Annotated in this window: 22 protein-coding genes; 8 read left to right on the top strand and 14 right to left on the bottom strand. The window is 74.8% G+C overall.

All coding sequences use genetic code 11. From position 1 onward, the window contains the following. Positions 1–4: 4 nt before the first annotated feature. Positions 5–3,436: a DEAD/DEAH box helicase gene (locus ACUW6W_RS08590; protein ID WP_036384356.1), complete on the bottom strand. Its 3,432-nt coding sequence runs from the start codon at positions 3,434–3,436 to the stop codon at positions 5–7. 134 nt (positions 3,437–3,570) lie between these two features. Here ACUW6W_RS08590 and ACUW6W_RS08585 point away from each other — a divergent pair, with 134 nt between their 5' ends. Further along, positions 3,571–5,256: an SDR family oxidoreductase gene (locus ACUW6W_RS08585; protein WP_044659278.1), complete on the top strand. Its 1,686-nt coding sequence runs from the start codon at positions 3,571–3,573 to the stop codon at positions 5,254–5,256. Here ACUW6W_RS08585 and crtX read toward each other — a convergent pair. The 9 genes from crtX to ACUW6W_RS08540 form a co-directional block, all read right to left on the bottom strand. Next, the gene (gene crtX / locus ACUW6W_RS08580; RefSeq protein ID WP_454180124.1) at positions 5,241–6,029 is read right to left on the bottom strand and encodes a C50 carotenoid glucosyltransferase CrtX; all 789 of its coding nucleotides are present in this window, start codon (positions 6,027–6,029) and stop codon (positions 5,241–5,243) included. The two genes, ACUW6W_RS08585 and crtX, sit on opposite strands and share 16 nt — an antisense overlap. Next, positions 6,026–6,634: a hypothetical protein gene (locus tag ACUW6W_RS08575; protein WP_087113872.1), complete on the bottom strand. Its 609-nt coding sequence runs from the start codon at positions 6,632–6,634 to the stop codon at positions 6,026–6,028. The genes crtX and ACUW6W_RS08575 overlap by 4 nt, the downstream gene beginning before the upstream one ends. Then, the gene (gene crtYh, locus ACUW6W_RS08570) at positions 6,579–6,935 is read right to left on the bottom strand and encodes a C50 carotenoid gamma-cyclase subunit beta CrtYh (protein ID WP_454180123.1); all 357 of its coding nucleotides are present in this window, start codon (positions 6,933–6,935) and stop codon (positions 6,579–6,581) included. The genes ACUW6W_RS08575 and crtYh overlap by 56 nt, the downstream gene beginning before the upstream one ends. Then, a complete protein-coding gene (gene crtYg / locus ACUW6W_RS08565) occupies positions 6,932–7,321 on the bottom strand; it encodes a C50 carotenoid gamma-cyclase subunit alpha CrtYg (RefSeq protein ID WP_010079997.1) in 390 nt (129 codons plus the stop codon). The genes crtYh and crtYg overlap by 4 nt, the downstream gene beginning before the upstream one ends. After that, entirely contained in the window at positions 7,291–8,175 is an 885-nt protein-coding gene (locus ACUW6W_RS08560; protein ID WP_454180122.1) for a prenyltransferase, read from the bottom strand. Before ACUW6W_RS08560 ends, crtYg begins: the two co-directional genes overlap by 31 nt. Then, the gene (gene crtI / locus ACUW6W_RS08555; RefSeq protein WP_230282774.1) at positions 8,172–9,872 is read right to left on the bottom strand and encodes a phytoene desaturase family protein; all 1,701 of its coding nucleotides are present in this window, start codon (positions 9,870–9,872) and stop codon (positions 8,172–8,174) included. Before crtI ends, ACUW6W_RS08560 begins: the two co-directional genes overlap by 4 nt. Then, positions 9,869–10,765, bottom strand: a complete 897-nt coding sequence (locus ACUW6W_RS08550; protein ID WP_036384340.1) for a phytoene/squalene synthase family protein — start codon at positions 10,763–10,765, stop codon at positions 9,869–9,871. The genes crtI and ACUW6W_RS08550 overlap by 4 nt, the downstream gene beginning before the upstream one ends. A 1-nt stretch (position 10,766) precedes the next feature. After that, positions 10,767–11,843, bottom strand: coding sequence for a polyprenyl synthetase family protein (locus ACUW6W_RS08545; protein ID WP_010079993.1), 1,077 nt, complete (start codon positions 11,841–11,843; stop codon positions 10,767–10,769). Positions 11,844–12,004: 161 nt separating this feature from the next. Further along, positions 12,005–12,553, bottom strand: a complete 549-nt coding sequence (locus ACUW6W_RS08540; protein WP_036384338.1) for a hypothetical protein — start codon at positions 12,551–12,553, stop codon at positions 12,005–12,007. A gap of 146 nt (positions 12,554–12,699) precedes the next feature. Between ACUW6W_RS08540 and idi the strand changes: the two genes are divergently transcribed. Next, entirely contained in the window at positions 12,700–13,329 is a 630-nt protein-coding gene (gene idi, locus ACUW6W_RS08535; RefSeq protein ID WP_036384334.1) for an isopentenyl-diphosphate Delta-isomerase, read from the top strand. A gap of 30 nt (positions 13,330–13,359) precedes the next feature. Here idi and trxA read toward each other — a convergent pair whose 3' ends face one another. Then, positions 13,360–13,800 carry a thioredoxin gene (trxA, locus tag ACUW6W_RS08530; RefSeq protein ID WP_052007086.1) on the bottom strand — a complete coding sequence of 147 codons (441 nt, stop codon included), beginning with the start codon at positions 13,798–13,800 and terminating at the stop codon, positions 13,360–13,362. A 212-nt stretch (positions 13,801–14,012) separates the two neighbouring features. Here trxA and aroQ point away from each other — a divergent pair, with 212 nt between their 5' ends. Both aroQ and ACUW6W_RS08520 read left to right on the top strand, forming a co-directional pair. Next, the gene (aroQ, locus tag ACUW6W_RS08525) at positions 14,013–14,465 is read left to right on the top strand and encodes a type II 3-dehydroquinate dehydratase (protein WP_020628425.1); all 453 of its coding nucleotides are present in this window, start codon (positions 14,013–14,015) and stop codon (positions 14,463–14,465) included. 96 nt (positions 14,466–14,561) lie between these two features. Then, positions 14,562–15,044: a pyridoxamine 5'-phosphate oxidase family protein gene (locus tag ACUW6W_RS08520; protein WP_095353843.1), complete on the top strand. Its 483-nt coding sequence runs from the start codon at positions 14,562–14,564 to the stop codon at positions 15,042–15,044. A 75-nt stretch (positions 15,045–15,119) separates the two neighbouring features. Here ACUW6W_RS08520 and rlmN read toward each other — a convergent pair whose 3' ends face one another. Further along, positions 15,120–16,517 (bottom strand): 23S rRNA (adenine(2503)-C(2))-methyltransferase RlmN, encoded by a 1,398-nt coding sequence (gene rlmN / locus ACUW6W_RS08515; protein ID WP_036384305.1) that lies wholly within the window; start codon positions 16,515–16,517, stop codon positions 15,120–15,122. After that, positions 16,510–17,382 (bottom strand): oxygenase MpaB family protein, encoded by an 873-nt coding sequence (locus ACUW6W_RS08510; protein WP_049145769.1) that lies wholly within the window; start codon positions 17,380–17,382, stop codon positions 16,510–16,512. The genes rlmN and ACUW6W_RS08510 overlap by 8 nt, the downstream gene beginning before the upstream one ends. A 345-nt stretch (positions 17,383–17,727) precedes the next feature. Here ACUW6W_RS08510 and ACUW6W_RS08505 point away from each other — a divergent pair, with 345 nt between their 5' ends. Beyond that, a complete protein-coding gene (locus ACUW6W_RS08505; RefSeq protein ID WP_227448856.1) occupies positions 17,728–18,000 on the top strand; it encodes a three-helix bundle dimerization domain-containing protein in 273 nt (90 codons plus the stop codon). Positions 18,001–18,280: 280 nt separating this feature from the next. Here ACUW6W_RS08505 and ACUW6W_RS08500 read toward each other — a convergent pair whose 3' ends face one another. After that, positions 18,281–19,525: an isochorismate synthase gene (locus tag ACUW6W_RS08500; protein WP_454180121.1), complete on the bottom strand. Its 1,245-nt coding sequence runs from the start codon at positions 19,523–19,525 to the stop codon at positions 18,281–18,283. Positions 19,526–19,723: 198 nt separating this feature from the next. Between ACUW6W_RS08500 and ACUW6W_RS08495 the strand changes: the two genes are divergently transcribed. The 3 genes from ACUW6W_RS08495 to ACUW6W_RS08485 are packed head-to-tail and all read left to right on the top strand — an operon-like array spanning position 19,724 to position 21,168. Continuing rightward, a complete protein-coding gene (locus tag ACUW6W_RS08495) occupies positions 19,724–20,518 on the top strand; it encodes an arsenate-mycothiol transferase ArsC (RefSeq protein WP_063188819.1) in 795 nt (264 codons plus the stop codon). A 9-nt stretch (positions 20,519–20,527) separates the two neighbouring features. Beyond that, entirely contained in the window at positions 20,528–20,908 is a 381-nt protein-coding gene (locus ACUW6W_RS08490; RefSeq protein ID WP_002856860.1) for a metal-sensitive transcriptional regulator, read from the top strand. Between the two features lie 41 nt (positions 20,909–20,949). Beyond that, positions 20,950–21,168, top strand: coding sequence for a heavy-metal-associated domain-containing protein (locus tag ACUW6W_RS08485; protein ID WP_036339566.1), 219 nt, complete (start codon positions 20,950–20,952; stop codon positions 21,166–21,168). Position 21,169: the final 1 nt, after the last annotated feature.

Raw genomic sequence — 21,169 nt, 5'->3', positions numbered from 1 at the left:
GCCCTCACTCCTCGGCGCCGAGCATCTCCCGGATGTCCTCGGCGGTGAGGGAGTCGGTGAAGGCGCCGGCGCCGGAGTCGTCGGACTCGTCCATGAGCGCGCCGAACAGCTCGGCCTTGCGCCGCTGCAGCTCGAGCACCTTCTCCTCGATCGTCCCCTCGGACACGAGCCGGTAGACCATCACGGTCCGCTCCTGCCCGATCCGGTGCGCCCGGTCCACGGCCTGCGCCTCCGCGGCGGGGTTCCACCACGGATCCATGAGGAACACGTAGTCCGCCTCGGTCAGGGTCAGGCCGAAGCCACCCGCCTTCAGGGAGATCAGGAACACCGGCGCCTCGCCCTCACGGAAGCCACGGATCACCTCGGCGCGCCCGCGCGTGGAGCCGTCGAGGTACGCGTGCTCGATCTCCAGGTGGTCCAGCTCCTCGGCGATCACCCGCAGGAAGCTCGTGAACTGGCTGAACACGATCACGCGGTGCCCCTCGCCGATCACCTCGGTGAGGTCGTCGAGGAACCGCTCGAGCTTCGAGCTGGGCACGGAGGCGTACTGGTCGTCGACGATCTGCGGCGCCAGCGCGAGCATCCGCAGCAGCGTGAGCGACGTGAAGATGGTGAACCGGTTGCCGTCCATGTCCCCGAGCAGGCCCAACACCTTGCGGCGCTCGCGCTGGAGCACGCGGTCGTAGAGCTTGCGGTGGGCCGGCTCGAGCTCCACCTGGAGGATCTGCTCCTGCTTGGACGGCAGGTCCTTCGCCACGAGCTCCTTGGAGCGGCGCAGCATGAACGGGCGCACGCGGCGGCGCAGGGCCGCCATCCGCTCGGGGTCCCCCCCGGTCTCGATGGGGGTCACGTAGGTCTCGCGGAACCGGCGGTGGCTCGGGAACAGGCCCGGCACGACGACGCCCAGCAGCGCCCACAGGTCGCTGAGGGAGTTCTCCATCGGCGTGCCGGTGATGGCCAGCCGGAAGGGGGCGCGCAGGTCGCGGGCCACCGTGTGCACCTTCGCGGCGCGGTTCTTCAGGAACTGTGCCTCGTCGAAGACCACCCCGCCCCAGTCGAGTCCGCCGTACTGGCCGGCGTCGATCCTCAGGAGCGTGTAGCTGGTGACCACCACGTCCGCCCCCGCCACCTCGTCCGCCACGGCGGTGCCGCGCTTGCGGGTGGTGGTGTCCAGGACGCGCACGTCGAGGTCCGGGGTGAACTTCTCGGCCTCGGCCGCCCACACGGACACCACGGAGCTCGGCGCGACCACGAGGAACGGCGGCCGCTCGGGCCGGGCCTGGCGCGCGTGGGCGAAGAGCGCGAGGGTCTGGACGGTCTTGCCCAGGCCCATGTCGTCGGCCAGGATCCCGCCGAGGTCCTGCTCCCACAGGAACGCGAGCCAGCGCAGGCCCTCCTCCTGGTAGGGGCGCAGGTCGGCCTTCAGGCCGGCGGGGCGCGGGGCCTCGGGGAGGCGCTCGACGGCGGCCAGACGCCCGACGGCGGCGGTCCACTCCGGGTCCTCGTCCACCTCGTCCGCGAGCTCCTTGAGGTCCTCCCAGAAGCCGACCTGGTGCCGTGAGACGGGGGTGTGCTCCGGGGTCCACTCCTGCAGGGTGGCGGCCTCGGAGAGCAGGGCGCGCAACCGGTCGAAGGCGGGGTGGTCGAGGCCCAGGTAGGAGCCGTCCGCGAGGATCAGCGTGGTCCTGCCCTGCACGAGCGCGGTGAACAGCTCCACGAACGGCAGCACGTGCCCGTCCACGGAGACCTGCACGCCGAGGTCGAACCAGTCGTTCTGCGTGGCCTTCGTGCCGACCTCGATGCGCGGGGCGGCCTTCAGCTCGCGGTAGTCGGGGCGGTCGCCGGTGACGTCCACGCGCACGTGGTCCGCGCGCTGCAGCAGCGGCAGCACCTGCTCGGAGAACCGGGCGGCGCCCACGCCCTCGAGGACCTGCTCCTCCGCACGGCCGGCGCGCGGCCAGAGCTCGGCCACGGCGCGCAGCACCGCGTCCTCGTGCCGGGTGTCCCGCAGGGGGTCGCCGCCGGCGTCGAGGCCGAGTTCGCGGGGCGGGTCGAAGTAGAGCCAGGACCAGCGCAGCACGAGCTCGTGGCCGGGTCGGAAGTCGGCGCGCAGCCGCAGCACGGGCGGCTCGAACTCGGGCAGCTCCACGGAGGCGTCGCCGCTGGTCACGGGCAGGGCGCCACGCAGCCGCGGGTAGATCCGGCCGAGGAACTCCTCGCGGTCCGCGGCGGGCACGCGCACGGGCCCGCCGGCGAGCACGAGCTGCTGCACGGCCTCGGGGACGGGGCGTGCGGCGGGGATCAGGTGGAGCACGGCCTCCTCGTCCGTGAGCTCCACGCGGTAGAAGCCGATGCCGCCCACGGCGTGCACACCGCTCAGCCCGGGGACGGGCGGGGCCGGGTCGAGGGCCGGGGCCACGTCCAGGCCGCCGTCGGGGGCGCCGGTGACGTCCAGCCCGACGGCGGCGGGCGCCTCCAGCACCACGTCCGTCAGCAGCCCCAGCGGCACGAGCTCCACCCCGACCTCGCGGGCCTCCGCGAGCAGCTGCCAGATCCGCGGGGAGTCGAAGACGTGCAGACCGAACCAGGCGTCGCCCGGGTAGGAGTCCTCGGCCTGGACCTGACGCCAGATCAGGCGCATCGCCCGCTCCTGGGCGGGGGCGAACTCGGCGCGCGGGAACTGGAACGCCTTCCACGTCAGCCCGCCCTTGATCCACGTCCCCTTGGCCCCGCGCTTGAGCGGGCGCACGGTCACGTACAGCGGGCGGCCCTCGCGCACCTGCTCCTCCCCGGCCGTCGCCGGGCCCCACTGCTGGAACGCGTTGCGGGAGGACTCGGCCACGAGCTCCACGCCGATCGCCAGCGCGGGCGGCGTGCCCAGCCGGCGCGGACCGTCGAGCCCGGCCAGCGGCTCCATGACCCGTCGCCAGTCCAGGCCGGCAGCGGGTGGGGGCGCCGCCCCGTCCGCGGCCGGGGCGTCGAGGCCGGCCGGGCCGCCGCCGTCGTGGCCCCGGCCGGCGGGCGCGGGCAGCGCGTCCGCCGTGGTGACCATCTCGGCGAGCTTGCGGCGGGCGTCGTCGAGGGCCTGGTCGGCGTCGAGGCGGACCACCTGGTAGAGCGCGGCGGCCACGTGCTTGCAGTCCGTCCCGACCGGGCACGTGCAGCGCCCGCCCACCGGCTCCATGAGGGCGCCGGCGCCGTCCTCGGCGGCGTCGTCGTAGGCCTCCTGCAGCTGCACCTGCACCCGGTAGGGGCTGGGCGCGGTGCCCTGGACGGAGGCGCTCAGACGGCCGGTGGCGGCGTCATAGCGCAGGCGCCCCACGGCACCCGACGCGGCCACGGCGAAGCCGCGGTCCGCACTGGTGGGCCCGACGACGGCGCGGATGGCCTCGGTGCGCAGGTGCGGCAGGACGTCTCCGGAATCTGCAGTGGCCATAGCGAGCAGTCTTTCACGGACCGTGCCGGGCCCGCTCCGACCGACGCAGGTCCGGCGGCGTGCCCACTCACGGGCCCCGGGTCCGCACACCTGAGACCTTCAGCCCGACCCGCCCCGGACCCTAGAGTGCGCCCATGGCGTCCACACAGCCCTCCCCCGTCCCCGCCGGTGCCACGCCGGCGTCCCACACCTCCCCCCTCGGCCTGTCCCTGCCGGACGGCCGGGGCCGTCGCGTCCTCGTCACCGGTGCCACCGGTTACGTGGGCGGGCGCCTCATCCCCGAGCTGCTCGCCGCCGGCTTCGACGTCCGGGCCGGCGCCCGGAACCCCTCCGACCTCGCGGACCGACCGTGGTCGGACAGCATCGAGGCGGTGGAGCTCGACCTCACCGAGGCGGACCTCGTCGAAGCCGCCATGCAGGACGTGCACACCGTGCTCTACCTCGTGCACTCCATGGGCGGGGGCGGCGACTTCGTGGCCCAGGAGCAGCGGATCGCGGACATCGTGGGCACCGCCGCGGACACGGCCGGCGTGGCCCAGCTCGTCTATCTCTCCGGCCTGCACCCGGACACGGTCCCCGTCGCGGAGCTGTCCGACCACATGCGCTCCCGCGCCCTCGTGGCCGAGCGTCTCGAGCGGGCGGCGACCCCGGCACTGACGTTCGAGGCCGGGGTGATCATCGGCTCGGGCTCCACCTCGTTCGAGATGATCCGCCACCTCGCCGAGCGGCTGCCCGTGATGCCCGGCCCGTCCTGGCTGAGGAACCGGGTGGAGCCGCTGGCCATCCGCGACGTCCTGTACTACCTCCTGCAGGCCTGCGCCCTCCCGGAGCCCGTGCAGCTGCGGGCCCAGATCGGCAACGGGCACCCCCAGCCGTTCGCGAGCGTGCTGGTGGACTACGCCAAGGCCGCCGGCCTGTCCCGGCGCATCGTGATCCCCACCCCGTTGCCCTTGAAGACCCTGGCGGGCTTCTGGATCGGCATGGTGACCCCCATCCCGGTCGCGGTGGCCCTGCCCCTGGCCGCATCCCTCGCCGAGGAGGCGGTCGTGGAGGACCGCTCGGTCCGCGACCTCATCCCGGACCCGCCGGGCGGGCTGACCTCCTACATGGACGCCGTGCGGCTGGCGCTGAAGCGGGAGAAGGAGGGCCCCCTGGACGTCACCTTCGACGCGGACCTCCAGAGCTCCGCGGACCCGGCCGCCCCCCTGCCCTCGGATCCCGAGTGGGCCGGCACCACGGTCTACACGGACGAGCGCGAGCGCGAGTCCGACCTGCCCGCGCAGGAGGTGTGGCCGGTGATCGAGTCGGTGGGCGGCGCCAACGGTTGGTATTCGACCCCGCTGCTGTGGAAGATCCGCGGGCTGATGGACAAGTTGGCCGGCGGGCCCGGCCTGACCCGCGGCCGGCGGGACCCGAACCACCTGCGACGCGGCGACGCCGTGGACTGGTGGCGGGTGGAGGACGTGGAGCCGGGGCGGCGGCTGACCCTGCGGGCGGAGATGAAGGCCGGCGGGCGGGCCTGGCTGCAGCTGAGCACCGAGCCGCGGGAGGGCGGAGGCTCCGTCTACCGCCAGCGGGCGGTCTTCATGCCGGACGGCCTGCTCGGACGCGCCTACTGGACCGCCATCCTGCCCTTCCACGCCGTGGTGTTCCCGGAGATGGCCGCGAACATCCTGGCCGAGGCCAGGCGCCGGCACGACGGCGGCGAGCGTCCCCGCACCCGCGGCCTGCTGCGGCCGCTGGTGGACCGGCTGCCCCTGCGTCGCAACCCGTTGGACAGGCGAGCCCGCGGCGCCGGCGGCGCTCAGTCGCGGGACTGACCGTCGGGGCCACGCCCCCAGTGGGGCCGGGGGCGTGACCGGGCCGCCCGGCGCAGCCACCGCCGCCCGGGGGACAGCCGGGCCCAGTTGACCTGCAGGGTGGTGACCGCCATCCGGCCCTGCCGCACCCGCTGGCGCAGGGAGTGGAAGATGCGCCCGGCGACCTCCACCCGCAGGTCCGGATCGAACCGGATCCGGCGGCCGGCCAGGGCCAGCTGGAAGGACAGGTCCAGGTCATCGTGCACGTCCCCGCGTTCGCGGTGGACGCGGGTCCGCACAGCCTGCCACGCCTCGGCGCGCAGGGCGCAGTTGGAGCCCCAGACGGGGGTGGCCGCCACCGCGGCGCCCGCCCCCCAGCGGTACGCGCCGGTGTAGAGCGCCGCCCGCACCCGTCCCCGGAGGCCGGGCTGGTCGTGGAAGGTCCCCGGCCCGGTGAGGGCGTCGAGCCCGGGGTCGGCGTCGAACCGAGCCACGATCCGTTCGAGCCAGTCCGCGGGCATCCGCGTGTCGGCGTCGCAGCGCACCAGCAGTTCCCCGACCGCGGCGTCCAGGCCGGCGGCCGCCGCGGCCGGGACCCCGCGGCGCGGCTCGTGCACCACCCGCGCGCCGGCGGCGCGGGCGAGCACCGCCGAGTCGTCCACGCAGCCGTTGTCCACCACCACCTCCAGCGCCGGCCGGCTCTGGGAGGCCAGCAGGGCGAGGCACACGCGCAGGTGCTCGGCGTCGTCGAGCACCGGGACGACCACGGAGACCGTGGGGCGGGCCGGGGTCACCGGGTGCGCTCCCGGCGCACGGCGAGGGCGGCGCCGATCCCGGCGCCGACGAGATCGGCGGCGAGGTCGCCGATGGTGTCCGTGTAGCCCACACCGATCTCGGGGGTCACCGCCGTGTGCCCCCACCATTCGGCCAGCTCCCACACCACGCCCAGGGCCACGGCGGCGGCCGCGATCCCCAGCCCGGCCAGGCCCGGGCCGAGCAGCGCCACGGCCTGCCCGGCCTCGGTCCCCCGACGCCGGAGCCATGCCCCCACCACCAGTGCCGTCAGACAGGCGACCACGGCGGAGGCGGCGGCGTGCACGAGCAGGTCCAGCGACGGCACCCGCGGGTAGAGGCCGATGACGCTCAGCCACCCGGCCAGCAGCAGGACCGCCTGCGCGGCCCAGTCCAGGACTCCGCCCGGGGCGAGCCAGCGGGTGAGCCACTGGGAGCCGAACACGAGCAGCATCGCCGCCGCGGACGGCCATCCGGCGTGCACCGCCGCGACCGGGACGAGGATCAGGCCGAGCGCGCGCAACAGGTCTGCGGGGATCAGCGGCAGCATGTCAGCGATCGCCCGGGTGGGGGCGGCGTCCCGGCCGCCGGCCGCGCCGACCGGCACGACCACGGCTCGTCAGCAGCAGCCAGAGCGCCGGCAGCAGCAGGGCGGAGCCGAGCGGGTAGGCGAAGTCCTCGACGGGCGCCTGGCCCACGTAGGCACCCACCAGCAGCTCATGGCCGTAGTCGAAGAGCCCCGCGGCGATCATCACGTTGTCGAAGACCGCCGTGAGGGCCCACAGGGCCACCAGGGTGGCCGCCACGGCTCGCAGGTGCCCGCCCCGCACGCGGCCGACGAGGGCGGCGCCCACGAGCACGGCCAGGGCCAAGCCCACGAAGACGAGGACGAGGTCGAGGAAGGTCACCGGCTCCCCCGGTCGGTCGGATCGGCCGCCGTCGCGGCACGGGCGTCACCTCGCCGGCCGCGCAGCAGGCGCAGCGCCCCGGTGAACAGCACCATCGTGATCTGGCTGAGGAAGAGCAGGAAGAACCCCTCCTCCAGGGGCAGCTGGGGGGCGAGCATCACCCCGGTCATGTAGGGCGACTGCCGGTGCAGGAACACGCCTTCGGCGATCCCCCACAGGTCCCAGGCGAAGAAGTAGGCCACCCCGGCGGCCAGCACCAGCAGCGCCGGGAGCGGGCGATGCCACAGGAACAGCTCGAAGCGCCGGTCCACCAGCAGCATGCAGCCGATGACACCCAGCAGGGCCAGCAGGTAGATCATGCCGCCGCCCCCCGGGTCAGCGCCCACCCGATCAGCAGCAGGGTCACGAGGAAGCCGGTCACGTAGTTCAGGGGGAGGAACAGCTGCCAGCCGCGGTGGGCCGCGCCCGAGGTGGCGTCCGTGATGCGGCGGAAGCGCAGGGTGTTCACCACGTAGGGCACGGCCAGCAGCGCCGCGAGCGGGCCCGGCGGGTCGGTGGCCAGCAGCAGCAGGCCCGCCGCCGCGTACAGGCCGGCGGCGAGCAGGACGGTGCGCCGAGCGCCCAGCACGGTGGCCACCGAGGCCAGGCCCCCCTCCCGGTCCGGCACCACGTCCTGCACGGCCCCGAACATCTGCGAGGCCATGCCCCACAGGAAGAACGCCCCCAGCAGCGCCGCCAGGCCGGGCGTGGGGGTCGCCCCGGCGAGCACGAGGCCGTAGACCGCGGGGGAGACGAAGTGGGTGGCGGAGGTCGCCGCGTCCAGGAAGGGCCGCTCCTTGAACCGCAGCCCCGCCCAGGAGTACGCCACCACCGCGAACAGGCTCACCGCCAGCACCAGCACGGCGGCCCACTCGCCCCGCACGGCGGACCAGCCCGCGAGCACGGCCACGAACGGCACGGGCAGCAGCACCGACCACGCCAGCACCCGGCGGCGCACCCCGGGGTCGCCCAGCACGGAGCCCTCCACGCCCCCCTTGCGGGGGTTGCGCAGGTCCGAGGGGAAGTCGAACACGTCATTGATGCCGTACATGGCCAGGTTGTAGGGCACGAGGAAGAACACGACGCCCAGGACAACCAGCCACGCGGGCAGCCCCCCGGTCAGGATCGCGGCGGCGGCGAACGGGTACGCCGTGTTCACCCAGCTGACCGGCCGGGACGCCCAGAAGAGGGTGCGGATCATGCGCCGCTCCCCCCGGGGCCCGCGGGCCGGGCCCTGCGCGCGTCGTGGCGCAGTTCGTCCCGGACCACTTCGGCGGAGATCAGGCACATGGGCACCCCGATGCCCGGGCGCACCGAGGAGCCCGCGTACATCAGGCCGGCCACGTCCGCGTCCCGCACCGAGGGACGGAACATGGCCGACTGCGCCAGCGTGTGCCCGGGGCCCAGCAGCGAACCCCGCCAGGCGTGCACGTCCGCGGCGAAGTCACCGGGCCCGTAGGTGCGCCGCACCACGATGCGCTCGGCCAGGTCCGGGATCCCGGCCCAGCGGGCCAGCTGGTCGAGGGCCCGGTCCGCCACGGCCTCCACCTGGGCGTCCCCGGCGCGGTCCACCCGCCAGCCCTGGCCGTCACGGACCCGGATGCCGCCGCGCCCCCACCCCGGCTCGGCGGGGGCCGGGACGAGGATGAAGAGGTTCTCGTCGCCCTCCGGGGCCACGCCCGGGTCCGTGGCGGAGGTGCGCGAGACGTAGATCGACGTGTCCGCGGCGAGGTCCTCTCCCCGTTCGATGCGCCCGAAGTTGTCCTCCCAGTCCGCCGTGAACAGCAGGGTGTGATGGGCCAGCTGGGGCAGGGATCCGCGCACCCCCACGCACACGAGCACGCCGGAGGGGCCGGGGTCGCGCCGGTCCCACGTGGACTCCGCGACGCGCCGGCCGGGAGGCAGCAGACGGGTCTGCACGTGGTGCAGGTCCGCGGCGGCCACCACCACATCGGCGTCGAGGCGTCCCGCGGCGCCGTCGTCGGACCGCCAGGCGACGCCGGTCACCCGGCCCGGGCGGCGACGTCGGCCCTCGTCCCCGCGGGCTGCTCCCGGCCTGGGCAGGCGGGCGGCCAGGCGTCCGAGGCGGCCGGCGGGGGCGGGACGGTCCACCACCTCGACGGCGGTCGCCTCGACCCCGGTGCGGATCTCCACGCCGGCCTCGCGCACGACCTCCGCCATGGCGTCCACCAGGGCCGCGAAACCGCCGAGGGGGTACTGCACGCCGTCGGCGAGGTCCAGATGGGACATCAGGTGGTACATGGCGGGGGCACGGTCGGGGGACGTGCCGAGGAAGACCGCCGGGTAGCCCAGGATCTGGCGCAGCCGGGGGTCCTGGAAGCGGGCCGCGACGTGGGAGCGCAGGCCCCCCAGCAGCTGGGGCCCGAGGGCCGGCAGGGCGCGCAGGACGTCCGGGTGGGCCAGGGCGGCCGGCCGGCGGAAGTCCGTGTAGAGGAAGTGGTCCTTGGCGAGCCCGTAGATCCGGGACGCGGAGTCGAGGTAGGCCCGCAGGCGGCGCCCGGCGCCGGGCTCGAGGGACTCGAACAGCGCCTCCGCGTGGCCGGTGCGCACGTCCACGGGGGGCTCGTGGAGGTGTTCCTCGAAGTACACCCGGTAGCCGGGGTCCAGGCGGCGCAGGTCCAGCCGTTCCGCGGCGGAGGTCCCCATGAGGCGGAACCAGCGGTCGATCACCTCGGGCATCAGGTACCAGGAGGGCCCGGTGTCGAAGGTGAACCCCGCCTCGGACCAGCGTCCGGCACGGCCGCCCAGGACGGCGCCGCGCTCCAGCAGCGTCACCCGGTGCCCGTCACGGGCCAGCAGGCCCGCCGTGGCCAGTCCGGCGAACCCGCCGCCCACCACCACGGTGCGCGGGCCGGGAGCGGTGTCCCGGGCGCTCATCGGCGGCCTCCCCGGCGGCCCCGTGCCAGGACGCGGGCGGCGATCCGGGCCTTCTGGCGGTCCGGCACCCGGATACGGCGGTGGGCCAGCTCGGCCGCCGGGGTCGCCTCGATCCGGTCCACCAGGGCCGCGAACAGTCCGTGCGCCAGGGCCACGGCGCGCCCGGCCCCGGGGTCCAGGGCACGGATGCCGGGAAGGGCGGCGTCGAGGTCGGCGCGGACCTCGGCCACGAGCTCGGCCTTGCGCGCCTCGGTGAGCACGCCCGGTGCGGCACCGGGCAGGTAGGTGCGGCCCAGCTCGTGGTGGTCCGCGGCCAGGTCCCTGAGGAAGTTGACCTTCTGGAACGCCGCCCCCAGCCGGGAGGCCTGCGCGCGCAGCTCCTGCCGCTGGCCCGGGGTCCGGGCCCGCGTGCCGGGGAGGGAGAGGAAGACCTGCAGGCACATCAGTCCCACCACCTCGGCCGAGCCGTGGATGTAGGCGTCCAGGGATTCGGCGCCGTGCTCGCGGATCCCCAGGTCCGCGCGCATGGAGGCGAAGAAGGGACGGGTCAGCTCCGGGGTGATGCCGTGGCGACGGGCCACGTCGGCGAAGGCGTGCAGGACCGGGTCGGTGGCGAAGCCCGACGCCATCGCGGCCTCACATGCCCGCTCATAGTCGTCCAGGGCGGCGCGGACCCCGGCCTCGTCGAGCCCGGCGGCCACCGCGACGCCGTCGACCACCTCGTCGGCGACGCGGACCATGGCGTAGATCGTCGCCACGTCCTGGCGTGCCTGCCGGGGCAGGGTGCGGCAGGCCCAGGAGAAGGACGTGGAGTAACGGCGGATCACCTGGGCCGCTGCGGCGTGGGCCGTCCGCGTGTACAGCGCGGCAGGGATCGGGGCGGGCGCGGCCATCTCAGGACCTCCGGGTCAGCACGGCGTGGCAGGCGTCGGCGAACTCCGCCCGGACCGTCTCGTCCAGGGGCAGGGCCGCGATGCGCTCGCGGGCGCGGACGGTGAGCTCGGCGGCGACGTCGAGGGCGTGCTCCCGGGCACCGGCCGCCTCGAGGGCGCGGCGGGCGGCCTCGATGTCCGCGGGGGTGGCCGGGCCCGCGTCGAGCAGGGCGCGGACGGCGGGGATGCGGCGGCCGTGGGCGGTGAGCACGGTGGCCTTGCCCTCGCGCAGGTCGCCGTCGGCGGACTTGCCGGTCTCCCCGGGATCGCCGAACACGCCGAGGACGTCGTCGATCACCTGGTAGGCGGCGCCGAGGTCGGCGCCGGCCTCGCCCATCGCCCGGGCGAGGTCGGGATCCGCCCCGGCCAGGAGGGCGCCGGCGCGCAGGGGCGCGCCGACCGTGTAGTGCGCCGTCTTGAGCCGTTGCATGGCGAGGATGCGGTCGGGATCGGGCTCCTCACCGGTGTGGCGGGACAGCCCCAGGAGCACGTCCTCGAGCTCGCCGGCCGCAGTCACGGCGGCGGCGTCGAAGACGACGGCGGCGGCCTCGGCGGCCCGGGCGGTGTCGGCGGCACAGGTGGCGGCGAGCCGGAACGCCTGGGTGAGCAGGACGTCCCCCGCGATGAGGGCGACGGCGACCCCGGCGTGGGCGGCGTCCGCGGCGGGCACCCCGCGGGCCTCGAGGCGGTGCCGGGCGGAGGCGTGCACGGCGGGCTGGCCGCGCCGCAGCACGTCCCGATCGATGACGTCGTCGTGGACGAGCAGCGCGGTGTGCAGCAGTTCGAAGGCGGCCCCGAGTCGGTCGACGGCAGCGCGGCCGGACGGAGGGACCGGGTCGGCGGTCGCCAGGCGCCAGCCGAGCTCGACGAGACGGGGGCGGATGAGCTTGCCGGCGCCCACATGGACGTGGAGCGAGTCGAGCAGCTCGGCGAAGGCGGCGGATCCGGGTGCCTGGGCCGCGGCATGCCGGAGCGCGGCGTCCAGCTCGGCGGTCACCCCGGAGAGCGCGGCCTCGCCGCCCGTCCTCGCTTCACCCATGGCGCCTCCTCGGTGGCGGACACGACGCGGCACCGACCGCCGCATCTGTTCGACCGTCTAACTTCTGGACGCAGAAGACACTACGGGCCGCGCCGGTCCCGCGTCCATCCGCGGCGGTCCCGGGCGGCGCGATCTCACGACGCACGGGGCCGCCGGCGGGATCAGGCGTCGGCGGACGCCGTCTCCAGGGTGATCTCCGGGTCCACGATCTGACCCTCCCACTCACCGGAGACCCCGTACACGACGCAGTGCTTCTCGTCGGTGCCGTAGTTGCCCAGCTCGGAGGAGGTCAGGACGGCCCCGTTCAGCTGGTCCTCCTTCTCCTCGCTCAGGCGCTGGGCCTGGGCGGTGCAGGTCTGGGCGGCGGCCGGGTCGGCCTCCTCACCCTCGGCCACGGCCGGCACGGCCCAGAGGTACTCCGCGGTGTGGGCGCCCTCGCAGTCGGTGGTCTCGAAGGAGGACAGGTCACGGGCGCCGAGCGGGGCGGTGAAGCACGTGCCGGCCTCGTAGTCGGCCGGGGCCGCGGACAGCGACGACGCCGAGGCGGACGACGACTCCGCACCCTGCGCGGACGCGGAGGCGGGCGCCGTCGTCGAGGCGGACGCGTCGGCGTCGGACGAGTCCTGACCGCCGCACGCGGTGAGGGCCAGCAGCGCGGCAGCGGACACGCCGGCAAGACGGGCGGAACGGGACAGGGCGGCGAAGGCCATGGGGGTGCTCTCCTCGAGTGACGTGGGACGCGCCGGGGTGTGGCGCCGACCTCAGCACTCTAGCCACGCCCGGCCGTCGGGATCGGACTGAGGTGACGTGGCCCACATCTGATGGGTGGCCCGGCTCGCCTGCCACACTGAGAGGCATGCAGACCCCGGCCACGCCCTCCCCGCCCGACCGCCCCTCCCCCGTCGCCCGACCGTGGTTGGCGGCCTCGGACGTCCCGGTCGCAGGCCCCGACGACGTCGAGCGCGTGGTCCTGCTGTCCCCGGAGGGCGAGGCCGTGGGCACGGAGGCCAAGGCCACGGTCCACCGCCGCACCGAGGACGGCGGCACGCCCCTGCACCTGGCCTTCTCCTGTCACGTGTACGACGAGGCCGACCGGTTCCTGCTCACCCGCCGGGCGCTGGGCAAGGCGGCGTTCCCCGGGGTGTGGACCAACGGGTTCTGCGGGCACCCCGGCCCCGGCGAGTCCCCCGCGGAGGCCGTGCTGCGCCGCGCCCCGCAGGAGCTGGGCGTGGAGGTGTCCGACGTCGTCGAGGTGCTCCCCGACTTCCGCTACCGGGCCGCAGACGCCTCCGGCATGGAGGAGCACGAGATCTGCCCGGTGTTCCGGGCCCGGATGCACGGCGACCCCGCCCCGGAGCGGGACGAGGTCGCGGAGTGGTGCTGGGTGGAGCCGGCCGATCTGGCCGCCGCCCTGGCCGCCGTCCCCCGGGCGTTCAGCCCGTGGCTCGTGGAGCAGTGGCAGCAGGGGGCGTTCGACCCGCGGTGAGCGGCCGGCGCGGCGACGCCGCGCGGGCCGTCAGCGGCCGTTGACGTCGTCGAGGTGGGCGGCGGTGGACTGCACGGCCTCGTCCTGCGCCGGCTCGGCGTCGCCCTGCTGGCCCTGCTGCTCCTCGGCCAGGCGGCGGACCTCTGCGATGTCGAGGCCCTTGACCTGGTCGAGCAGCTGCTCGAGCGCGGTGCCCGGCAGGGCGCCGGCCTGGGAGAACACGAGCACGCCGCCGCGGAAGGCCATGAGCGTGGGGATGGAGGTGATGCCGGCCATCGCCGCCAGCTGCTGCTGGTCCTCCGTGTCGACCTTGGCGAACACGACGTCCTCGTGCTTCTCGGAGGCGGCCTCGAACACGGGGGCGAACTGGCGGCACGGGCCGCACCAGCCGGCCCAGAAGTCCACGAGCACGGTGTCGTTCTCGGCGACGGTGGAGCCGAACTCCTCGAGGGTCAGGTCCTTGGTGGCCACGGTGGGTCCTTTCGTCAGCGGGGCCGACGCGCTCACGCCGGCGATCGTCCTGCCGACCACAACGGACACCCCGCCGCACCTATTCCGCCCCACCCCGCTTTCGTTCGGGAAACGGCGGCGTGTCCCGGCACTTTCGTTCGGGAAACGGGCGCCTTGCACGCACTGTCGTGGCCGAGACGGGAGCCGTCGTCGCCGCTTCCTAGACTGACCGCATGACCGCCACTCCCGCCCTGCCCCTGCTCGTGCTCAACGGCCCCAACCTGAACCTGCTCGGCACCCGCGAGCCCGAGGTCTACGGCACGGCCACCCTCGACGACGTCCGTGCGCTCACCGAGGCCCGCGCGGCCGAGCACGGGCTGACCGTGGACTTCCGACAGTCCAACCACGAGGGCGAGCTCATCGACTGGATCCAGGAGGCCCGCACCTCCCACGCTGGCGTCCTCATCAACCCCGCCGCGTACTCGCACACCTCCATCGCGATCCGCGACGCCCTCGCCGCCGTCGACCGGCCGATCGCCGAGGTGCACATCTCCAACGTCCACCGGCGCGAGGCGTTCCGGCACCACTCGCACGTCTCCGCCGTCGCCGACGTCGTGATCGCCGGGGCGGGCGTCCAGGGCTACGCCCTCGCCGTCGACTGGCTCGCCGCGGCTGTGCGCCGCTGAGCGCTGGTCAGGACCCGCCTGGCCGTGCCTAGGGTCGGTGGTACGAGCCGGTGGCCACATCAGGGCGCCGGCACCCGACGACGAAGGAGTCACGCCATGGGCACCCAGGATCCCCGCGCCCGTCTGCTCGAGAAGCTCGCGAAGGTGAACGTCTGCATGCTGACCACCGCTGAGCAGGACGGCACGCTCGTCACCCGCCCGATGGGCCTGCAGCAGGCGGAGGACGGCGGCACGCTCTGGTTCCTCACACGCGCCACCTCCGACGTCGCGGCGGACGCTCCGCAGCACCCGGTCAACGTCGCCGTGCAGGACAAGGACTTCTGGGCTTCCCTCGCGGGCCACGGTCAGCTCGTCCGCGACGACGCGCGCAAGAAGGAGTTCTGGAACCCGGCCACCGAGGCGTTCTTCGGTGAGGGCTCGAGCCCCGAGGATCCGCAGATCGTGCTCGTGCGCGTGGATGTGCAGACCGCCCAGTTCTGGGAGTCCCCGGGCGCGGTGGCCACCGCCGTCGAGCTGGTCAAGGCCAAGGTCACCGGCGGGACCGCCGAGCCGGGCGACAGCGAGACCGTCCGCTTCTGACGGCGCCTCCCGACGCCGGCCTCGCGACTCGCCCGCGGAGGGGCCGGCGAGCGCCGCGCGAGGGGCCTTGGCGGGTCAGTCGACGTCCTCGGCCGCCAGCTGGCCGCACGCGCCGTCGATCTCCTTGCCGCGGGTGTCGCGCAGGGTGGTGGGGATGCCGGCGGCGTTGAGCCGGTCCACGAACTCGCGCGTCACGTCCTTCTCCGAGGCGGTCCAGATGGAGCCCGGCGTCGGGTTCAGCGGGATCGGGTTCACGTGCACCCAGCCCTTGCCCCGGGCGTTGAGCTTCTTGGCCAGCAGGTCGGCGCGCCACGCGTGGTCATTCATGTCCTTGATGAGCGCGTACTCGATGGACACCCGGCGGCCGGTGGCCACGAAGTAGTCGTACGCGGCGTCGATCGCCTCGTCCGCCTTCCAGCGCGAGTTCACGGGGATCAGCTCGTCGCGCAGCTCGTCGTCCGGCGCATGCAGGGACAGCGCGAACGTCAGCGGCACGCCCTCCTCGGCCAGCTTCCGGATGGCCGGCACCAGGCCGACGGTGGACAGCGTGATGTTCCGCGCGGACATGCCCAGGCCCTCAGGCGAGGGGTCCACCATGCGGTGCACGGCGGCCATCACGCGCTTGTAGTTGGCCAGGGGCTCACCCATGCCCATGAACACGACGTTGGTGACGCGGTCGGCGTCGTGCCCGCCGTCCTTGCGCTTGCCGCCCAGTCCGCCCTGGGCGATCACCTGGTTGGCCAGCACGATCTGCTCCACGATCTCCGCCGTGGACATGTTGCGGGTCAGCCCGGCCTGGCCCGTGGCGCAGAACGGGCAGTTCATCCCGCAGCCGGCCTGGCTGGACACGCACAGCGTCACGCGGCCGGGGTACCGCATGAGCACGGACTCCACGAGCGCGCCGTCGAACAGCCGCCACAGGAACTTGACGGTGTCCCCGCGGTCGGTCTCCATGCGCCGGACCTCGGTGAGCAGCGGCGGGAAGAACGCCTCCGCGATCGCCTCCCGCTTGTCCTTGGGCAGGTCCGTCATCTGCTCCGGATCGGTGGTGTAGTGCTCGAAGTAGTGCACCGAGAGCTGCTTGGCGCGGAACGCCGGCAGCCCGATCTCCTTGGCCTTCTCCTGCCGTTCCTTCAGCGTGAGGTCGGCCAGGTGGGTGGGCGGCTGGGAGACGCGCGGCTGCTTGAACTGCAGCTGCGGTCGGCCGTCCGGGCCCATCGGCTGGGTCCAGCCCTCGGTCTTCGGCATCACCTGGGGGCGCTCGGCGGTGGCGGCCTCGCGGCGCTTGGGCGCGGAGAGCTGGTGGCCGACGCCGGCGCGGCGCATGCGCTCTCGGTCCTCGGCGAGCTGGCGCGCCTCGGACTCGTCGATCAGGCCGCGCTCGGGGCGGCCGAGGGCCGGCTTGCCGGCGCGGTCCCTCTGGCGGTTCGGGGTGGGCTTCGATCCGGGGCGGCGGGGCTGGTAGTCAGACATCGGCACCATTCTCCCAGACGGGGCGGACTTCGCGGCGGGTCGCCTCCACGTCGACGGCGCCGCGCGGCCCCGGCATCCGGGGCAGCCCCCGCAGGACCCAGCGGACGACGACGCCGCGCACCCTCGCCGGCAGCGGCCGGTACAGGGTCCGCGCCAGCCCCCAGAGGCGTGCCTCCCGGACGGAGTCCCGCCCGGTCCAGGACCAGCCGAGGCCGGCGCGCACGCGCCCCGGGAGGAGGCCGGCGGTGACGAACCGGGCCAGGGGCAGGGCCGCCCGCAGCGGCGCGGGGACGCCCTGGCCGGAGAACAGGTCGGCGGCGATCCGCCGCGCGTCGTCCGTGACCTCGAGCCGGGCCACCCGGTCGTCCCAGTAGTCCGCGAACGCCGCGCGGTCGACCGGCCAGGCGGAGGCGGGGACCTCCAGGCTCGTGGCGAGCGGGGCGTACCCGCGGTAGAGGCGGTCGGCGTCCTCGGCGTCGAGGGCGCCCCACATCCGGCGGCGCACCTGCTCCCCCATCGCGTAGAGGGTGGCGGCCACCCAGAGCTGGGCGTCCGGGTCGGCGGCGTCGTAGGGGTGGCCTCCGGCGTCGACCCCGCGGACCGGGCGGTGCGCCGCCCGCACCCGGTCGACGACCGCGTCTCGCAACGACGCGGCCTCGGGGAGGGTGACCGCGTAGATGTAGGCGAGCGTGTGGCGGAGCCGGCGCATCGGGTCCTCGGTGAACCGGGAGTGGACGGCGACGCCGGCCCCCACCGGCCGGTGCGCCACCTGGAGCAGGATCGCCGCGCCGGCGCCGGCGAGGATCACGGCCTCGCGGGCGAGGGCGGCCGCAGAGGTCGGGGCGGAGCGGCGGTCGGGGCGCATGGTCCCAGCCTCGCACCGGGCCGGGCAGAGGGGCAGGGGGCGAAGATGAACGGCGCTGTTCACCTTCTGTTCACCTAGCTGTCCGCCTGGCGCTCGTGGCGCCTCGACACGAAAGTAGCGTGATGGCGCCGATTTCGCGGCATACAGGCGGGCGCAACAGGGTGTCACAGGTCACGTTGGTGAACACGGAGTTGCACTCCGGGAGAAAATCTGTAAACTTGTTCACAAGCAGTTCACCTAGCGTTTACGGAACGCGAGGTTGGGACTCCACCGAACCCATCACCCGCGGCCCCGCCGCGACGATCCGCCGGACTCATGGTCCGGCAACCGAAGGAGGTGCTCACCGTGAGCATCAACACGACCAGCCACCACCTGCCCACCGCCCCGAGCCCCCTCATGCAACGCCACGTGCTCCAGCGCGTCGAGGAGACCCTCCTCCGCCGCTTCGAGGGCACCGTCACCGCCGAGACCGTCCGCTCGGTCGTCCGCGAGGTCGTCGCCGACCTCAAGCGCGGCGCCCGCATCACCACCTTCCTGCCGGCCCTCGCCGAGCGCGAGGCCACCCGCCGCCTCCAGGCCGCGACGCCGGCCCACGAGGCCATGGCCGTCGCCGCCTGATCCCCCATACCGACGCGACGACCCGTCGGCCCGCCCCGCGAGGGGCCGTGGCCGGCGGGTCTTCTCGCCTCCCCGGACGCTTTCGTTCGGGAAACGGCGGGCCCCAGGACGCTTTCGTTCGAGAAACGGTGTGAACGCTCCGGGGCGCCGTTCCCCCGCCGCCCACGCGACTCCGAGGTGCGGCGCCGTTTCTCACACGAAAGCACCGCGACACGCCGCCGTTTCCTACACGAAAGCGTGGGTGACGCGAACGGGGGGGGGGGGCACGGCACGGGAGGCCTCAGTCCGCGGCGACGCCCAGCGCTCGGCGCATCGGCAGGAACTTGGCCCGGATCTCCGTGACCTCCTCCTCGGGCACCGCTCCCGGGACCATCCCGCCCCCGGCCTGCAGCCGCACCCCGCCGGGCACCTGCTGGCCGCAGCGCAGTGCCAGGGCGATCTCGCCGTCGCCGTCCTGATCCAGCCACCCGACCGGCCCGGCGTAGCGGCCGCGGTCCACGGGCTCGACCTCCGCGATCACCCGCACCGCGTCCGGCGTGGGGGTCCCGCCGACGGCCGCCGTCGGATGCAGCGCGGCCACCACGTCCAGCACGGTCCCCCGCCCATCCCGCAGCCGGCCGCGCACGGACGTGGCCAGGTGGTGCACGTTCGGCAGGGTCAGGACGGTGGGCGCGGGGTCGTCATCGGCGAGGTCGACGACGGGCGCCAGCGCGTCCAGCACCGACCGCGCGGCCCAGCGATGCTCCTCCGCCAGCCGCGGATCAGAGGCCAGCCGCTCCCGCAGCGCGGCGTCCTCCTCCTCGTCCGCGCCGCGCGGCATGGACCCCGCCAGCACCCGCGAGCCCACGAGCCCCGCGTGCCGCGTGGCGAGGACCTCGGGCGTGGCGCCCAGCAGCCCGCCGACGGCGAACACCCAGGTCTGCGGGTACTCGCGGCGCAGCTCCCCGATCGCCCGCCACAGGTCGGCGTCGTCCGCGGGGACGGTCATCGTGCGGCTGATCACGACCTTCGCCAGCTCCCCGCCCGAGTCGGCCATCCGCGTCAGCAGCTCGCGCACCCCGGCCGCGTAGCCGGCGTCGTCCCAGGCACGGTCGGCGACGCCGGCGGGCAGGGGCACCGCACCGTCGGCCAGCAGCCGGGCTCCGCGGTCCGCGGCGACGGCGGCTGCGAGCGCGTCCGCGTCCACGTGCTGGGCCACGTCCCGCACGCCGGACGGCGTGGCGCGGCGCAGATCCGCGGGGATGCGCAGGACCGCGGGCTCAGGCGAGTCGTCGGCGAAGGTCGAGGAGATCCAGCCCCGCAGCGGGGCCGTCGGGTCCGGTCGCCCGGCGACGGCGGTCTGCCACAGCGCGGAGAGTCGGCGGAGCCGGTCGGTGCCGTCCAGGAGCACGGTCCAGCCGCCCTCGCCCCGCCACGCGTCGTCCCCGTGCGCCCACAGCACCGCCCGGGCGAACGGGGGGACGGCGGCCTCGGGGGCCCCGGTCGCGGGGGCGCCGAGGTCCGGGAGCAGGGAGCGGACAGACATGGCCCCCATTCTCTCCCACCTCGGCGGACCCCCGCTCCGGGCCCGGGCGTCGGCCACCGCCCCGACGACGGCGGCGAGCAGCGTCGTCGGGCGCGGAGGGATCCCGTCAAGGCTTGCGCCGGCACACCCGACGTCGCAGGGTGGGGGCACCCGTTCACCTCGCGTTCAGCCGACCGCCTTCCCCGGAGGACTCGCACCATGACCCCCATCCCCCCGGACCCCCACGCCGATCACGCACCGGCGGTGGACGACATGCCGCTGGACACGACGGCCGCGCCGGACATCCCCGCCGCGGTGGACCCCGTGCCGCACGGGATGGCCGCGCACGTGCTCGAGCGCGAGGTCGGGCCGCTGATGGCGCGCTTCCCCGGCGTGGCCGACGAGGCGACGGTGCGTCAGCTCCTGTTCGACTCCTACGCCGAGCTCGCCGAGACGAGCCGCCACCCGGAGATGCTGCCGACCATCTCGGTGCAGCATGCCGCCTCGCGCCTGCGCGCCAGGGCGATCAACCAGGGCAGCATCGAGTCCCGCCACCCGCGTGTGCTGTTCGTCTGCCACGGCAACGCCGGCCGCTCGCAGATGGCCGCGGCCCTGCTCGAGAACCGCACCCACGGCGAGGTCAGGGCCCGCTCGGCCGGCACGGAGCCCGCCGGCGAGGTCATCTCCACCGCGTTCGAGGCGATGAACGAGATCGGCATCCCGCTGCACCACACGTACACCAAGGGCCTGGACCCGGACGTGCTCCGGGCCGCCGAGATCGTGGTGCTCTTCGACGGCGCGGATCCGTTCGAGATCCCCGAGGGCGCGCAGGTGCAGAAGTGGTCCGTGCCGTCGATCCGCGGCATGAGCCTCGAGCAGGTGCGCGGCGTGCGCGACGCCCTGGACCTGGAGGTCCGCGGCCTGATCGCCGATCTGGGCGAAGCCGCCACCCCGCTGCCGGAGGAGGGCACCCGCGTCGGCCGACCCCTTGACCCATACCCCCCTGGGGTATAGAACGGGGGTATGAGCACGGACAGCACGACGACGGCGCCCGCCGCCGCCTCGCCCCTTCCGTCCGCCGCGGCGGATGCCTGCGACGGCCACCGGCCCCCGCACGAGGTCCACCGGGACAAGGCGAAGCACCTGGCGCGACTGCGCCGCATCGAGGGGCAGGTGCGCGGCCTCCACCGCATGGTGGACGAGGACGTGTACTGCATCGACGTCCTCACGCAGGTCGCCGCCGTCACGAAGGCGCTGCAGTCCCTCAGCCTGAATCTCACCTCGGAGCACCTGCGTCACTGCGTGGCGGAGGCCGCGGTGCAGGCCGAGGCGGAAGGCCGCACCGAGCTCATCGACGAGAAGGTCGCCGAGGCGACGGCCGCCCTCGGCCGCCTGCTGCGCTGACCGGCGCCGTCGCCCACCCACCACCGCACGAGGAGCACGAGATGACCACCACCGACCTGAAGATCACCGGCATGACCTGCGGCCACTGCGCCGCCTCCGTCCGGGAGGAGCTCGGCGAGATCGCCGGCGTCTCCGCCGTGGACGTGGACCTGAACGCCGGGGGCGTGTCCACCGCCACCGTCACCTCCGAGGGCCCCCTCGACCCCGCCGCCGCGCGCGCCGCCGTCGAGGAGGCCGGCTACACGCTGGTGGAGGCCTGAC

Source organism: Micrococcus sp. 093350064-1 (assembly GCF_053627955.1).
This window is presented reverse-complemented; position numbering and strand designations above follow the sequence as displayed.